Genomic DNA, 15,580 nt, shown 5'->3' with positions numbered 1-15,580 from the left:
ATTAACAAAGCCATCTTTGCTTTGCAAAATTAGCCCTGCCTAAAGCTAAATGTCATTAAGTTAAGCGTTGGCGAAGACTCCAATACTTGATTTTGCGGACGTTGGCGTCCCTGCTAACTAGTTAATTTTTTTTGCTTAATGATATTGACCTAAAGCTTATTTTATATCGCCATTAAACCAAGTGACATTTAAGCTGTCAGAACAGGCATAAAACAACCAGCCAAAAAATGCAAAAACTATTCTTCGTTGCTATTTTATTGATAAGTTTTACTGCCAAAGCCCAACATGTCAAAGTACCAGATACTGCAGGTTATCGTATTATTGAAGAAAATAAGCAGGCGTTCCCAAAGTTTTATAAACTATTTCATCAGTTATTAGAGAATGAGCCCTTGCTTAAACAGGTTAATTTCATCAACAAAAAAGGTAAGGGACCAGGCTTTGCCAATCCAAGTGGAACAGTTACCCTAGATTTAGATTATTTCATCAATAAAAAACCTCGCTTTAACGACGATAGACTTATTGTGATACTGTACCACGAAGTTGGTCATTTGCATTATTACAATAATACGCCGAGAGCTAAATGGACGCCAGAAGAAAGTGAGAAAGCCGCATTTGAATATTCTCTGCTTAAGACTAAAGAAATGGCTGTAAATAAAGATTGTGCGCCATTAAAAACTGGTTTGCATTTTATGTTGCTACGCAGCCAAAGCAATGAGACTAGCGATCCGCATGTAAGAGCGTTAAAACGAATGGTGAATGAACCTTTGTACGCTGAATATGTAGCTTATCAGAAAGAGAAGTGTAAATAATAGGTTTACCCGTTTTTTAAAACCATTTCGTTTCCACTCCTAGACCATTCGCTCCAAGAACCGACATACAAACTAGGAATGGGTAAACCAGCATAAGCAAAGGCTAATAAAGTGTGGCAAGCGGTAACACCAGAGCCACAATGAACAATTAAATTTTCTGGTGAGATGTTCTTAAAAGCTTCACTATATTTTTTATTTAAGATGTTAGGCGTCTTAAATGAACCCAATTCGTCAAGGTTATCGGTAAGGGGGATATTGATGGCATTTGGTATATGACCCGCAACTAAATCTAATGGCTCAACTAGCCCATCATATCTGTTTTTGGCCCTCACATCTACAATAATTTTCTTGTTGGTTTTACTAGCAATTGCTACATCATTAATAGTTGCCAAAGGTAATTTCCAATCAGAAACCAAAACATCTATTTGAGTTGGTTTCGGTATTGCTAAATCAGCATTACTGGGAAAGCCAACATTCATAGCTGCTTTAAAGCCACCGCTTAAAACCTGAACATTTTCATAACCAATAGCAGTAAGCATCCACCAAAATCTAGCTGCTGCATTTGATCCGTTTTTATCATCGTAAATAACAACATGACTTTTTGGACCTATGCCTAACTTACTGATAGTTTCAGCAAAAGCGGTAGTAGAAGGTAAAGGATGTCGGCCTCCATTTGCCGCATCTTTCACAGCAGCCGATAAATCAGTTTCTAAATCTACAAAGTATGCCCCATCCAAATGATTAGCTAGGTAGCGCTCTTTTCCCCCTCCATCTGCATCAATAAGTATGAAATCTTTATTTTGAACTTTTAGTTTGAGTAGCTCTTCGGGTTGTATGATTGGTGAAATTTTACTCATTTTTGTTGAGGTTTCTTTTATAATTGGTTATCATCAACTCTTAAAGTGTTTATGAATAATTGGTTGGTGATAACACCAACCATAGGAAAGGATAATTAAGTAAATTAGTCTGAAAGGTTGATTGATTTTAACTTATATTGTAATATCAGTCCTTTATGTAGAGGGTTTTCATAGGTGATTTCTAAAGGATAATATTTTTCTAGAATTTCTTTTTCCTTACTAATTGGATGAAATAGTGATTTTATTTTTTCTGTTACCCAATAAGTAGCTGAGCATTGCTCGTTGTTTGATATCATCGCAAGAAAGCCCTCGTCTTCACTAAAGGCTACTTTATAGTTAAAGGTAACTTTAAAGCACTCGTAGCCATTTATAAGTCTTTTTTCATTTCTAAACTCTCTAATGTTTTTGTCTTTCATTTTTAGGTACCGAAAGTCTATTGGGTCTACAGCATTGGTGTCGTCGCCAAGAACCGTTACATCAGAATAGTTAGTATGTTTGGTGTCTATAATGGAAAACGAGTTAGAACGTTTGTTATTTAGAATTTTATGGCTTTCAATGATCGCATCTTTGTATAGAAAACGAAAATCAGAATTTTCGGAAAATGATTTTGGGGTAATGTTTCCGTTTACCAATGATAGAAGATTGATTGTGTCTATCTTTTCCGATGTGTCTATGGCTAACTCCTTAATTAAATGTTTGATTAATCGTTTGTTGTTCTCTTTTAGAGAATTGGTGAAGTATGCGGTGTCTAGAATTATAGCTGAAGATGAAAATACTATTTCGCCTCTCGTTGGCGTAAAACTCTTCTGTTGAGCAAAAGTTGAAAAGCTTGTGAGAAAGAAAGCAATGAAGAAGATGTTTGTTAATCTGCTTGCCATTCTTTGTTGCTTTAATTCGCGTCATCCTTAATGTCACCAGCAGTTTCGACGATTTTGCCACCACTTCTTAGCTGATTGCGTAACAAACTTTCTTGTTCCCTGCGGTTTTTCACAATGTGGATGGCCGAGAAAAGTGCTTCCATAAAAGAAGTTGGATCTGCTTCACCTTTGCCCGCAATGCCATAACCTGTACCATGATCTGGAGAAGTACGCACAAATTTCAAGCCTGCAGTATAGTTAACGCCAGTTTCAAAGGCAATGGTTTTAAACGGGATTAAGCCTTGATCGTGGTACATGGCCAAAACAGCATCAAACTGTTTGTAGGTGCCGTTGCCAAAAAAGCCATCAGCAGAATATGGACCAAAGCTAATGATACCCTTGTCAAAAGCTTCTTGTATTGCTGGAGAGATAATCTCAGCTTCTTCACTTCCTAACAAACCATTATCGCTAGCATGTGGATTTAAGCCCAATACAGCAATTTTTGGTTTCTCAATCCAGAAATCTTTTTTCAAGCTCTCGTTAATCAGCTGTAGTTTTTTAACGATTTTTTCCTTGGTAATACTCTTTGCCACTTCGGTTACCGGAATATGTCCAGTTACTACGCCAACACGTAAAGTATCGCTTACCAAGAACATTAACACATCATTGCTGCCGCTTCTTTCTTGTAGATATTCTGTATGTCCAGGGAACTTAAAATCTTCTGACTGGATATTGTTTTTGTTGATTGGAGCCGTCACCAAAGCATCAATAGCTCCACGAACTAAATCGTCGGTAGCTTTTTGCAGTGATAGGAACGCATATTTTCCTCCCGTTTCGTTCGCCTCGCCTAATTCAATTTTAACATCTTCTTCCCAGCAGTTAATCATATTTGGCTTATGTGCCGCCGCAGCTTCTGCATTCGGAATTACATTGAACATGAAATCGCTAAGGTGTAAAGCCTTGCGATGAAAAGAAGCAACTTTAGTGTGTCCGTAAACAATTGGCGTACAGTAATCTAAAATCTTGCTTTCGGCAAGTGTTTTTAAAATTACCTCTAAACCAATACCGTTAACGTCACCTATACTAATGCCTATCTTAACTTTGTTGCTCATGTCGATGTTTAAAATTTAGCGCAAAATAGCGATTATTAAGTTTAACCGCAAAGGCACGAAGAGCACAAAGTATTTATTTTGATAGTGAGGCTTGCCTTTTATCTGCAATCGTAATTTGTGTAGAGATGTGAGATGTTGACCAGTATAAAGATGTGAGTATCGACTATCAAGAAGTATCAGTCTAAAATACTTACCTTTGAATTTCAAATTTTTAAAGTCCCGATGTATCGGGATTGGAGAGTTATATGAGTTTAGTTAAGGCAAAAAAACATTTAGGGCAACATTTTCTAACGGATAAAAACATTGCGCAAAGAATTGTGGATGGTTTAATCCACACCGATAAGTACAACCAAGTTTTAGAGGTTGGCCCTGGTATGGGGATTTTGTCTGATATTTTGCTGCAGCGAGAAGATTTGCAGACTTTTCTTATTGATATTGATGTAGAATCATTCAACTTTTTGAAAGAAAAGTATCCCCAACTGGGCGATAGGTTAATTAATGGCGACTTTTTAAAGCTAAACTTTGCGGATATCTTTCCTGGAAAGTTCGCTGTAATTGGTAATTTCCCTTACAATATTTCATCACAGATTTTATTCAAGATTTTGGAAAACCGCCAAAATGTGGTAGAAATGGTTGGTATGTTTCAGAAGGAAGTTGCAGAGCGTTGCGCCTCTAAACCCGGTACCAAGGAATACGGAATTTTGAGTGTCTTTATTCAGGCCTACTATCACATCGAGTATTTGTTTACTGTAAAGCCTGGAACTTTTAATCCGCCACCAAAAGTTAATTCCGGTGTAATTCGCCTAACCAGAAACGAAGTTGAAGAATTAGATTGCGATGAAAAGCTATTTTGGAGGGTGGTTAAAGCGGGTTTCAATCAACGTAGAAAAACCTTGCGAAATGCACTTTCTGCAGTAGTACCAAAAGATAGATTGGGCGAACATCTATTTTATGAGAAAAGAGCAGAGACTTTAAGTGTGCAAGATTTTGTGGAGTTGACCAATTTTTTAGCAACAAGGTAATGCAAAATAATACTAAACAAATCTCTTAATTGGTATGAAAAGACTAGCTCAATTTTTAATTTTACTATTCGGATTAAATATTTTTAGTGTTTATATACTTTTTGCCCAAGAAAATTTAAACCAAATAGATTTAGAGGCGCTTTATGCTGCCATCCAAAAAACACCTTCCTATAAAAAAATACTAAAGGGCGATAAAACTTATCAGCAATTGTATGAGGATGTAAAACAAAAAATAGTAGATACAGACGAAAAGCAGACTTTTAGACAATTAAGTAGATTGGTTTCTGCCATCAACGATAATCATTTGGGCTTTTATCGTACTCCGGATAGTACAATAAAAACCGTATACATTTCTTTACCAATAAATACCGATTCATTAAAAAAGCAACTGCAACAAAAAGCTAAAAATAGCTTAGAGGGTATTTACTATGTTGGCAATCATGAATTTGGATTGTATGCCAATGGCGATGCTCATCAAATTGTGAGTTTAGCTAATGGGGTTTTAATGGCAGAAATTTTTCATACTCCTTATGGTGGTTATGATTTACTGTTATATTCTGGTAAGCCCACTCCCTATAACCTAATAAAAAATACCAGACTGGTTAATGGAACCCTGTTAGGAGTGCCGTTTACAAAATATAAAGAGAAGAAATTTTCGATACTCGACAAAGGCAATGAAAACTATGAGTTTAGAAACCTTGAAGACCAAGTTGGATATCTAAGGTTAAGCAGCTTTAATGCAGATAATGACAATATCAAAAAATCGGAAGAGTTTTATAAAACCATTCAAGGAAAGTTGACGGTAAGGCATTTAATTGTTGATTTGAGAAACAATGGCGGTGGTGCTTACAAAGTGTCCCAGAAATTCATCAATATGCTTAAAAAATATAATGGTGAAATTTTCATACTGCAAAACGCTGCCACAGTTAGCAACGCGGAGCAGTTCATTTTGGCCTTAAAACCTTTAAAAAATGTAACCACTTTGGGAGAGCAAACCAAAGGCATGATTACTTTTGGTAGTAATTATGGCAAAAAAGTGGTGTTGCCAAGTGGTCGCTTTACTTTTTCTCCTACAGACATGAATGGCATAGATAGGGAATTGGCATACGAAAGTAAGGGGGTTAATCCAGATGTAGCACTAGATTTTTTTAAAAGCGATTGGATTATGCAGACCTTAGAGTATATCAAAAAGAGACCTTAACGTATGAGCAAAAAGATACTGATAGTAGACGATTTACACCCAATTTTTAAGGAAAGAGCCGAAGCTTTAGGTTATCACGTAGACGATAGACCTGAAATAACTAGAGCAGAAACTTTAGCCTCAGTCAAGGATTACGAGGGTATTGCGGTGCGCACCAAGTTTAGGATAGACAAAGAAGTTTTTGATGTAGCGCCTGAATTAAAGTTTGTAGCCAGGGCTGGGGCAGGTTTAGATAATATTGATATTGAGATTGCGAAAGAAAAAGGCATTACACTTTTAGCTGCTAACGAAGGCAATATGGATGCAGTTGGCGAACATGCGGTTGGCATGTTACTATCATTAATGAACAATTTTCGCAAAGCGGATGTAGAAATTAGAAATGGCATTTGGGATAGAGAAGGTAACCGCGGTTACGAGTTGAAAGGCAAAACGGTAGGTATTATTGGTTATGGTTTTATGGGTCAAAGTTTTGCTCGTAAACTTTCTGGTTTTGGCGTTAACGTTATTGCCTACGATAAATATAAAACTGGTTTTAGCGATGAATTTGCTAAGGAAGTAAGTATGGAAGAAATTGTAAAACATAGTGATGTGTTGAGCTTGCATATTCCGCTAACTAAAGAAACCAAGCAAATGGTTGATGATGAGTACTTCTTTCATTTTAAGAAACCTATTTTCTTCATCAATACTGCACGTGGTGAGATTGTAAATGTGAAAGCAGTGCTGAATAATATTGCTAACGGTAAAATATTGGGTGCTGGACTAGATGTTTTGGAGAAGGAAAAATTTCCAACTGTGGCGGAACAAGATTGGTATGATGCGTTGAAAATCAATGAGAAAGTAATTTTAACTCCGCACGTGGCGGGATGGACTTTCGATTCGTACCGTAAAATTTCTGAGGTTTTAGCGGAGAAGCTGGCTGAAATCAGCAGATAATTTTCTAAATTGCTGCTATAAACAAAACAATTAAGGCAAGAGATGTGAATATGAGCCTGTCTCAAATCTCATATCTCAATACGCATATCTATTATTATGGCTAAGCAACATATTTACGAAACTAATTTGGTTTGGACCGGTAACAAAGGTTCGGGTACGATGGATTACCGTTCTTACGATAGAGATTTTACGGTAGAGATTGATGGAAAGGAAGCCCTTTCAGGTTCATCGGATTCTATTTTTTTGGGAGATAAATCGAAGTACAATCCAGAAGATATGATGTTGAGTTCTGTATCGTCTTGCCACATGTTATGGTATTTGCATTTGTGCTCTAAAAATGGAATTGTAGTGATTGAATATAAAGACAGAGCTAAAGGTACTATGACCGAAAATCCTGATGGAAGCGGTAAGTTTACGGAGATACTTTTACGTCCGGAAGTGGTAATTTCTAAACCTGAAGATATTTCTTGGGCAAACTCTTTACATGCAGAAGCTAATAGGATGTGTTTCATAGCAAGTTCGTTGAATTTTCCGGTGAAACATAAGGCGGTTTGTACAGCAATTGGTGGCTAGTATTTACTTTGACTTTTCCCGCTGACTTGTGCAGATAATTCCCGCTGATCTTCGCTGATTTGTATCTTTTTTGATCTGCGGTTAAATCTGTGTAATCTGCTGGTTGATTTTTTATATGCGTCAGTTGAACTTGGTTTCCTAAACCTGATTGGAGCGAACACGTAGTGGCAAACCTATGTGTTTGCCAAACGGAGTAAAGCGGAAAGCAGGACTATCGGAACCGATGAAACGCAGGCTTTGCTTTTCAAAAAAAATGGGCTAATGATTTTGGTCACAGCCTTGCCAATTTGAACTAAATTTTGATGCAATTATTTGCTTTTTTGGTTTAAGGCTTATATCTTCGTTTTTACACAAAGCAAGACTATGTAGGGTAATTACCTATGTAGTCTTGTTTGTTTTTTATAGGATTAAAGAAAAGAAATAGCGCTATGGCAGAAATTACCTATTACACTAAAGAAGGATTAGATAAATTAAAAGAAGAATTACATCAGTTGAAGACTGAAGGTAGGTCTTCGATAGCAAAAGCAATTGCAGAAGCTCGTGATAAAGGCGATTTATCGGAGAATGCAGAATATGATGCAGCAAAAGAGGCACAAGGTTTACATGAGGCAAAAATTGCAAAGTTGGAGACGGTTTTGGCTAATTCTAGGTTGTTAGATGAGTCGAAATTGGATTTATCGAAAGTTTTGGCACTGTCTATCGTGAAAATTAAAAATGTGAAGAACGGTGCTACCATGACCTATCAGTTGGTGGCAGAAAGTGAGGCTGATTTAAAATCGGGCAAAATCTCTGTAAAATCACCAATTGCACAAGGTTTGTTAGGTAAATCGGTAGGTGATAAAACTGAAATACAGGTGCCTGCAGGCAAAATCGAATTCGAAATTCTGGAAATTTCTAGATAGTTTTTTTGAGGTGGAAGGTAGAAGGCTGGAGGTTCTAGGCCTTGAGCCTTCCACCTTTTACCCTTTTACCTTCCACCTTATATGGCAAGCATTTTCTCTAAAATAGTAGCAGGTGATATACCAGCTCATAAAGTAGCCGAAACGGATGACTTTCTAGCGTTTCTGGATATCAGTCCGTTGGTTTACGGACACGTTTTGGTGATCCCGAAAAAGGAGATCGACTATATTTTTGACATCGAAGATGAGTTGTACCAAGGCTTGATGTTATTTGCTAAAAAAGTAGCTGCAGGTATTAAGAAGGCTTACCCGTGTGATAGGGTAGGTATTGCCGTGATTGGTTTGGAAGTGCCGCATGCGCATGTGCATTTGATCCCGATTAATACTATGAACGATATGAACTTTTCTAACCCGAAACTGAAGCTGAGCCAAGAAGAACTAGTAGAAGTTGCTGCGAAAATTAAAGTAGAGCTAACCCCCTAAAGTGGGAATATGTATGGAGGCTAGGCTGGTGGGTCCCCTGTAGGGGATTTAGGGGTTAAACTCCCAACACGATATTTGCATCGATATTTAGCTTTTTGCTTATTTCTCTAGCTTTCTTTAACGTAGGCTCACTTTTTCCAGATAAATATTCGCTTACCCTAGATGGGCTAATATTCAATAATTTGGACAACTTATCTTGTGTAAGCCCCATTTCGAACATTCTCAGGTTAATTACTTCTGCAAGCGTTGGTTGTTTTACCTCATAGTGAACCTGTTCGTACTCGTAAACCAAATCTGATAGTAAGTCTAGCTCAATGAAGTTTTTATCATCTTCTGGCGTATCGTTTCCTACTGTTTGTAAAAGCTCTTCAATTCTCTCACAAGTAGCCCTATATTGCTTTTCTGTCTGAATTCCTTTTCTCATATCTCAAATTTTTGAACAGTCTTTTATTTTGTCGTACTGCGTGTGCGTTCCGATAAATCTGATATAAACTTTTTTAGATGCGAAAATAATTATCGCAATTAAACGATACTCGTTACCTCTTATATTAAATACATACCTATTGTTCCCTACGCTATCTACGCTGCCAAACGTATTTTTTATATCTGCAAAGCACGACCAATTGCTACGCTCAGTTTTTTTATACCAATCTCTTAATGCGATATCAGCATCTTGATGCGATTTTGTAAAATCACTTATCCTGGCAAACGTTACTATTCTCATAATTGTGGCAGATATGCAAATATAGCTGTTTGTTCTGTTATTTGGAATGTTATTCTGTTTTTTAAAATATTTTGAAAATTTGGATAGCTGTAAACACAGGAAAAAGTCAGCTCTACCTCTATGGGTTAAGCTTACTGTTATTCTTATGCCTTTCCGCATCGCGGATGGATTTTTTCTCCAAGTTTTTTACCAATGCCTCGTCTAAATTGATGCCTGTTTGGTTGGCGAGGCACATCAATACAAAAAGCACATCGGCCATTTCGTCGGCTAAATTTACTTCTTCATCACTTTTTTTAAAAGATTGCTCTCCGTATTTACGGGCCATAATGCGGGCAACTTCGCCCACTTCCTCCATTAGAATGGCAGTATTGGTTAGTTCGTTAAAATAACGGATGCCTGTAGTATTGATCCAACGATCTATAGTTTCTTGTGCTTCGGTAATGGTCATGAGGTAAAGATAATGATTGAACGGGTAAATAGTTTGCAGTTCTCAGTTTACAGTTCTCAGTAGGCAGTTTTCAGTTAAACAGTTTAACCAGCAATACAACAATTTAGCAATAGAACAATTGAAACAATTTAACCAATTAGCCAGTTTTATACCATCATCAACATCTCTATGGCTTGTAATTCTACACCGAAAGAGAAACAGCTGCCAAATACCATTTTTGCTTTTAGAGACTGTGGTAGGTAGCCAAAAAATTTCTTAAACGCAGTGGTAAAATGAGTAGCATGTTTGTAGCCCACCATTTCGGAAATTTCGGTGATGCGGTACTTTTCGCTTAGCAAGAGTTCTTTTGCTTTCTCCATTTTGCACGAAGTGATATATCCAAAAACAGTACTTCCAAATAAAAGCTTGAAGTGCTTTTTGAGATATTGTTCATTAGTTCCCGCGGCCCTCGCTAAAGACGAAATAGTTGGCGAATTGCCGAGGTCGTTCTCGATTAGCTCTTTAACGACAATCATTTTCTCTACCTCTTGCGGCTTTAATGCCGATGGGATCAGTTTTTCCTCTTCGTATTGTGCCAACTGTAACGTAAGTAGTTCTATAATTTTAGCCTTAACGTAAAGTAGCTTTAAATGATTGCTAAACTCACATTGGTCTATTTCGTATAAAATGCTTTTTAATCTAGGTGCCAAATACAGGTTTCTTGGAAATAGTTTACCTATAGCAACTAGATTGTAAAGAGGCGCACTGTAATCGTTTGGTGTGTACCGATGGAAGAAATCTTCACTTAGGTAGATATGAATTAGCTTTGATTCTTCATCGTTTAGGGTGACAAACCAGTCGCCAGCCTTTAACGACAGTATATTATACTCCGATTGTTTAAATAATGTTGATTTTGATTTCTTGATATTTTTGACACTTATATTGCCTTGGATACAATATTGAAGCAATAAGATATCTTGTTTTACAGAAATTGTAATAGGGCTTTTGCCGTTTTCAGTTGCAGAAAATTCTTTCACCAAAAAATTATCAAGCGTTAGTTCCTTAGCCAATTGCTGCGATTGAGGGTTATGTTCAATTATTCTTAACGTCGCTTTTGCTTGGGCTGCTTTTTCTTTTTGCGTTACTAATTTTTCGGATGCGGTCATATCTTAAAAAATGCTGTCGGCTATATTTGCCGCAATTTACGTTTATTTAGACTTCTTCTAAATAAAAAAGTGAAATTTTAAGGAAGATGAAGCATTTTTTACTATCATTATTGTTTGCATTCGCATTCAATTCTATTGTTAACGCACAAACAGGCAGTATTTCTGGAAAAATTGTGATGGATAACAAAGAGCCAGTGATTGGTGCCGTAGTTAATATCAAATCCATAAATAAGCAAGCCCTTACGGATGAAAAGGGGGGCTATTCTTTCAAAAATATTCCTTACGGGAGTTATACTTTAGAGGTTGGCTCAATGGAAATATTTGCTAAAAAGCTTGAAATCATAGTAAATAAGCCTGAGAATACATTTAATATTATCACAAAAGCTAAGGATGGTAAAGTTTTAAATGAAGTTGCCATTACTGGAAAAACAGAAAAGAAGAAAATGGAGACCAGTGGCTTTGCGGTAGGTATCATAGAAACTAAGGAAGCTTCTCTTAGAAACTTAACTACCAATGAACTTCTTGACCGCTCGGTGGGCGTACGTGTGCGTCAAAATGGGGGCGAAGGTTCTCCAATTGAATATAATCTGAATGGGATGTCCGGAAGTACCATTGGTTTGTTCCTAGATGGTATCGAGATTTCTACCTACGGATCTTCTTTCAATTTAAATAACATTCCTCCCTCAATGATTGAGCGTATTGAGGTATATAAAGGTGTATTGCCGTCACATTTAAGCGGAAATTATATAGGTGGAGCCATTAATGTAATCATGAAAAAGGATGCCTCTGCCAACAACATTACAGCATCGGCATCTTACGGTTCTTTCAACACCTACAGGGCAGATTTGGGCGGTTTATATCGTAATCCTAAAAATGGTCTAACCGTTCGGGCTTCGGGCTTCTATAGTCACTCAGATAACGATTATGAGATGTGGGGCAAATTTTCGAAATATGATTTGCCAGGACTTAAAACAATAAGGTACTATCGTACGAAAAGACCTAATGATAAATTTGAAAGTATTGGTGGCCGTTTCGAAGTAGGGTTTTCTAACGTGAAGTGGGCCGACCAGTTTTTTATTGGCTATAATATTTCTGATACCTATAAGGAGATACCTCATGGTTTAACTATGACCAAACCTTACTTTGGACGGTTTAACGAGTACCAAGCGCATGTGGTTAGTTTAAATTACAGTAAAAATAATCTATTGATAGATGGCTTATCGTTAAATGTTAATGCTGTACACAGTAGGCGCAGTACTTATTTACAAGATACGGTTAGCTTAAAATATAACTGGGATGGAACTTTGAAAATCAAAAATTCTGAAGGGCCGCCCGAGACTTTCGGTTATGAGCCAGGTATGGGACAACAAGGTGAGGCGGTAATGACTAATATTGATCGTACTATTTCTAACGTTCGTTCAAACTTGGCCTATACTATCATATCTGGTCATCGTTTATCCCTAAATCACAAATTCGAAAAATCTAGTAGAGATGATCAGGATTTATTGATCCCGGAGCGAAGCAAATGGATTACCTTAAATGATTTGACCACTAATATCTGGGCAATGAACTATGAGGCGGAAATCTTCAAGGGAAAGATAAAAACTAACTTTTTCGGTAAATATGCTGTTTACCAAACCAATCAAACTATCCCGGTAAGTGAAACAAATGGTGTATTGGCATACGAATATAATATTGCCAAGCGAAATAATAAAGGGTTTGGGGGCACAATTTCTTATGAGGCTATTCGTAATGGGTTCTTGATAGTTTCAGGAGAGAAATCATTTATCATGCCTACAGATCGTCATATTTATGGTGAGCCTGAGAATAACCTGTTGCCAAATCCGGACATTCTTCCAGAGTTGGCCATCAATTATAACCTAGGTGCTCGGTATGGTTTCCAAACTTCTACAAGACATAAATTTAATCTATATGGGAATATGTTTTGGAGAAATGGTTATGATAAAATTATCCAACAAACTCGTACTGATGCTGTAATTGAAGGGCGTGAAAATCAAGTAGAGGATATACAGGTTACGCAGTTTGTAAACCTTGCTAAAACACAGTCTATAGGGTTCGAGGCAGAAATAAACTATATCTATAACAACAGACTGAACGCAATGTTGAATTTTTCTAAGTTCAATTCGTTGTTTAAGGTGCCATTGGATGAAAACGGAAACCGACATAGCCTATACAACTTACAGATACCTAACGAGCCCTTTTTTACTATAAACACAAATATACAGTATCGTTTTAAAGATGCTTTCCAGAAAAAATCTGATCTGAACATTTATTACAACGCTGGCTATGTTGCCCCGTTCAGAACTATTTGGATGGAATCGGAGTGGTTTACCACACCAACCCAGCTTGCTCACGATTTAGGTGCTAGCTATCGTTTCCCCAGCGGAAAAATGGTAGTCAGCTTCGATGCAAAGAACATTTTAAATGCTGAAGTATACGACAATTTTGGCGTTCAGAAACCGGGACAGGCCTTTTATATCAAATTAAACTATACCATAAATAATTTTAATAAGTAATAATATGAAATCTAATTTTATTAAGACAGCACTGTTCGGTTCTGTATTGGCGGTAACTGCACTAGCGAGTTGTAAAAAAAGTGGTGGTGATGGTGAAGCACCAGTTTCTGGTCCAGATGTTTGGGACAGAAAATATATTACATTAACAGCTGCATTTCCAGATGCAGAAGGTACCGCTGGAAATGGTGGAACAATGGCTTTTGCGATTACACCTGCCCAAGCTGCAGATCCAAACTTTGAAGTTAACGCATTTACTGGCGGTTACAGCTTAAGGTCTCAACGTACGGCTCGTGTACAAGGCTCTATCAACGGAAACTTCCTGTACAACATTCAATATACTGGAACAGATGGCGGTATTTTTAACAAATACAAAGTTGAAGGTCAAAAGAACTTTGTAGATACTCGTGAGGAAGTTAATACTGAGCCAATTCTAGGAACTTCCCCTCGTTGGGTTGTTGCCGGAGACGGTATCGGTGTTGGTGTTTATGCATCATCGGCAATTACAGCTTCTGGTGCCGGCGCTGGCGCAAATTTCATCGATGTAAAAAGTACTGCTAAAATAGCTGTAATTAACTTAAATGATCCGCAAGTTACTCGCCAAACAGAGTTTACTATTCCATTTACAGATGCTCAAACAAAAGATGGCTATCAAATTGGCCGTATAGATATGCCTATATTAAATGCGGCAAAAACTAAACTCTTTATTGGCTGTAATTTAACAAGAACAGATGTTACCAAGCCATCTACAGTTAACAGCTCTGGTAATCAAACTTGGAGCTCGGCTACAAGTACATTGGGAACCGCTACGTTAGTTGTAGATTATCCATCGTTAGCAAATCCAAAATTAATTTACTCTACTCAAAGTAACTTTGGAAATAACGGATACCGTACCATGATTCAGCATCTTGGCACCGATGGTCATATTTATCAAGGAACGGGGGTAAACACTACTGGTCAGCCTCATATTTTACGTTTAGACAAAACTACCAATACTTACGATAACACTTATTTGTTTGATTTGAAAACTGCATTGGGATCTAGTAACAATGTAGCAATTAGAGCTTGGAGATATATCAAAGATGGCATTGGTCTTGTTCTTTATACTCAAACAGGTGTAGATGGTGGTTATCTTGCACTTATAGATTTAAATGCAAAAACAGCTACAAAATTAACAACTGATGATCAAACTAATATCGGTTTTTCTGGTCGCTCGGCTAATACCACTACAGGTGTTACAGCAATAACAGGTACTTTCAGTCAATTCCAAAATATTGGAGTTGCTGGCGATAACTTCTATGTTCCTATGACACCTAACGGCGTTGATGGTAACCTTTATATCATCAATTCTAAAACTAAAGCGGTTACTAAAGGAGCTAAGCTGAAAAATCAATCAGGTAGTTTCTATTTAGGTGCTTACTAATCCGCATAAGCTTAAGAGACTAAATTAACGCTTTATAAAAAACGTCCCGATGTTAATGCGGGACGTTTTTTTTGCTAGCAAAAGCCCCTTTAGGGGTTTGGGGGTTTTTATTCCTTATTCTTCGTGTCCATCACAATCGTCACTGGGCCATCGTTCAGTAAGCTAATTTTCATGTCGGCACCAAAAATGCCACATTGCACTTCTTTGCCTATCAATTGGCTCAGTTGTTTTTTCATTTCCTCATAAAGAGGGATGGCCTTGTCTGGTCTGGCAGCTCTGGTAAAGCCAGGTCTATTGCCTTTTTTGGTAGATGCAAATAAAGTGAACTGACTGATCAGCAAAACATTTCCATCAATATCTGCTAGCGATTTATTCATCAAACCATTTTCATCGCCAAACACCCGCATATTGGCAATTTTCTGTGCCAACCATTCTAAATCTTCCTGCGTATCTGCATCCTCAATCCCTAATAAAACTAAAAAGCCGTTTGTAATTGCTCCTGTAATTTCTGCATCTACTTTACAACTAGCTTCGGTTACTCTTTGTATAACTGCTCTCAT

At 37.3% G+C, this 15,580-nt stretch carries 17 protein-coding genes; 9 read left to right on the top strand and 8 right to left on the bottom strand.

Annotated features, from left to right (window positions below):
* Positions 1 to 227: 227 nt before the first annotated feature.
* Positions 228 to 809: a hypothetical protein gene (locus REI64_RS02565; RefSeq protein WP_308848525.1), complete on the top strand. Its 582-nt coding sequence runs from the start codon at positions 228 to 230 to the stop codon at positions 807 to 809.
* Between the two features lie 5 nt (positions 810 to 814).
* On the opposite strand, the gene REI64_RS02560 is transcribed toward REI64_RS02565, so the two are convergent.
* From REI64_RS02560 to pdxA, 3 genes are all read right to left on the bottom strand, one after another.
* Entirely contained in the window at positions 815 to 1,666 is an 852-nt protein-coding gene (locus REI64_RS02560) for a sulfurtransferase (RefSeq protein ID WP_308848524.1), read from the bottom strand.
* Positions 1,667 to 1,770: 104 nt separating this feature from the next.
* Complete coding sequence (locus REI64_RS02555; RefSeq protein ID WP_308848523.1) at positions 1,771 to 2,544, bottom strand: hypothetical protein; 774 nt, start codon at positions 2,542 to 2,544, stop codon at positions 1,771 to 1,773.
* Between the two features lie 11 nt (positions 2,545 to 2,555).
* On the bottom strand, positions 2,556 to 3,635 hold the full coding sequence (gene pdxA, locus REI64_RS02550; RefSeq protein WP_308848522.1) for a 4-hydroxythreonine-4-phosphate dehydrogenase PdxA: 1,080 nt from the start codon (positions 3,633 to 3,635) through the stop codon (positions 2,556 to 2,558).
* Between the two features lie 245 nt (positions 3,636 to 3,880).
* On the opposite strand from pdxA, the gene rsmA reads away from it, so the two are divergent.
* The 6 genes from rsmA to REI64_RS02520 all read left to right on the top strand — a co-directional run bounded on the left by rsmA (position 3,881) and on the right by REI64_RS02520 (position 8,746).
* Entirely contained in the window at positions 3,881 to 4,657 is a 777-nt protein-coding gene (rsmA, locus tag REI64_RS02545) for a 16S rRNA (adenine(1518)-N(6)/adenine(1519)-N(6))-dimethyltransferase RsmA (protein WP_308848521.1), read from the top strand.
* Positions 4,658 to 4,691: 34 nt separating this feature from the next.
* Entirely contained in the window at positions 4,692 to 5,858 is a 1,167-nt protein-coding gene (locus REI64_RS02540; RefSeq protein WP_308848520.1) for a S41 family peptidase, read from the top strand.
* A gap of 3 nt (positions 5,859 to 5,861) precedes the next feature.
* Entirely contained in the window at positions 5,862 to 6,791 is a 930-nt protein-coding gene (locus REI64_RS02535) for a 2-hydroxyacid dehydrogenase (RefSeq protein ID WP_308848519.1), read from the top strand.
* A gap of 96 nt (positions 6,792 to 6,887) precedes the next feature.
* Positions 6,888 to 7,364 carry an OsmC family protein gene (locus REI64_RS02530; protein WP_308848518.1) on the top strand — a complete coding sequence of 159 codons (477 nt, stop codon included), beginning with the start codon at positions 6,888 to 6,890 and terminating at the stop codon, positions 7,362 to 7,364.
* 428 nt (positions 7,365 to 7,792) lie between these two features.
* Positions 7,793 to 8,266 (top strand): transcription elongation factor GreA, encoded by a 474-nt coding sequence (gene greA / locus REI64_RS02525; RefSeq protein WP_308848517.1) that lies wholly within the window; start codon positions 7,793 to 7,795, stop codon positions 8,264 to 8,266.
* A gap of 81 nt (positions 8,267 to 8,347) precedes the next feature.
* Positions 8,348 to 8,746, top strand: coding sequence for an HIT family protein (locus REI64_RS02520; RefSeq protein ID WP_308848516.1), 399 nt, complete (start codon positions 8,348 to 8,350; stop codon positions 8,744 to 8,746).
* Between the two features lie 55 nt (positions 8,747 to 8,801).
* On the opposite strand, the gene REI64_RS02515 is transcribed toward REI64_RS02520, so the two are convergent.
* The 4 genes from REI64_RS02515 to REI64_RS02500 form a co-directional block, all read right to left on the bottom strand.
* Positions 8,802 to 9,170, bottom strand: a complete 369-nt coding sequence (locus tag REI64_RS02515) for a helix-turn-helix domain-containing protein (RefSeq protein WP_308848515.1) — start codon at positions 9,168 to 9,170, stop codon at positions 8,802 to 8,804.
* 3 nt (positions 9,171 to 9,173) lie between these two features.
* Positions 9,174 to 9,470 (bottom strand): type II toxin-antitoxin system HigB family toxin, encoded by a 297-nt coding sequence (locus REI64_RS02510; protein WP_308848514.1) that lies wholly within the window; start codon positions 9,468 to 9,470, stop codon positions 9,174 to 9,176.
* Positions 9,471 to 9,588: 118 nt separating this feature from the next.
* A complete protein-coding gene (locus tag REI64_RS02505) occupies positions 9,589 to 9,918 on the bottom strand; it encodes a nucleotide pyrophosphohydrolase (RefSeq protein WP_308848513.1) in 330 nt (109 codons plus the stop codon).
* 146 nt (positions 9,919 to 10,064) lie between these two features.
* Positions 10,065 to 11,063, bottom strand: a complete 999-nt coding sequence (locus REI64_RS02500) for an AraC family transcriptional regulator (protein ID WP_308848512.1) — start codon at positions 11,061 to 11,063, stop codon at positions 10,065 to 10,067.
* Between the two features lie 86 nt (positions 11,064 to 11,149).
* Here REI64_RS02500 and REI64_RS02495 point away from each other — a divergent pair, with 86 nt between their 5' ends.
* Together REI64_RS02495 and REI64_RS02490 are read left to right on the top strand one after the other, a co-directional pair.
* Positions 11,150 to 13,600: a TonB-dependent receptor plug domain-containing protein gene (locus REI64_RS02495; RefSeq protein ID WP_308848511.1), complete on the top strand. Its 2,451-nt coding sequence runs from the start codon at positions 11,150 to 11,152 to the stop codon at positions 13,598 to 13,600.
* A gap of 4 nt (positions 13,601 to 13,604) precedes the next feature.
* Positions 13,605 to 15,020, top strand: a complete 1,416-nt coding sequence (locus REI64_RS02490) for a hypothetical protein (protein ID WP_308848510.1) — start codon at positions 13,605 to 13,607, stop codon at positions 15,018 to 15,020.
* Positions 15,021 to 15,127: 107 nt separating this feature from the next.
* Here REI64_RS02490 and dtd read toward each other — a convergent pair whose 3' ends face one another.
* Entirely contained in the window at positions 15,128 to 15,580 is a 453-nt protein-coding gene (gene dtd / locus REI64_RS02485; RefSeq protein WP_308848509.1) for a D-aminoacyl-tRNA deacylase, read from the bottom strand.

It is taken from the genome of Pedobacter sp., assembly GCF_031119335.1.
Classification (GTDB): Bacteria; Bacteroidota; Bacteroidia; order Sphingobacteriales; family Sphingobacteriaceae; genus Pedobacter.
Note: the sequence above shows the minus strand (reverse complement) of the source record. Positions and strands in the feature narration are given on the sequence as shown.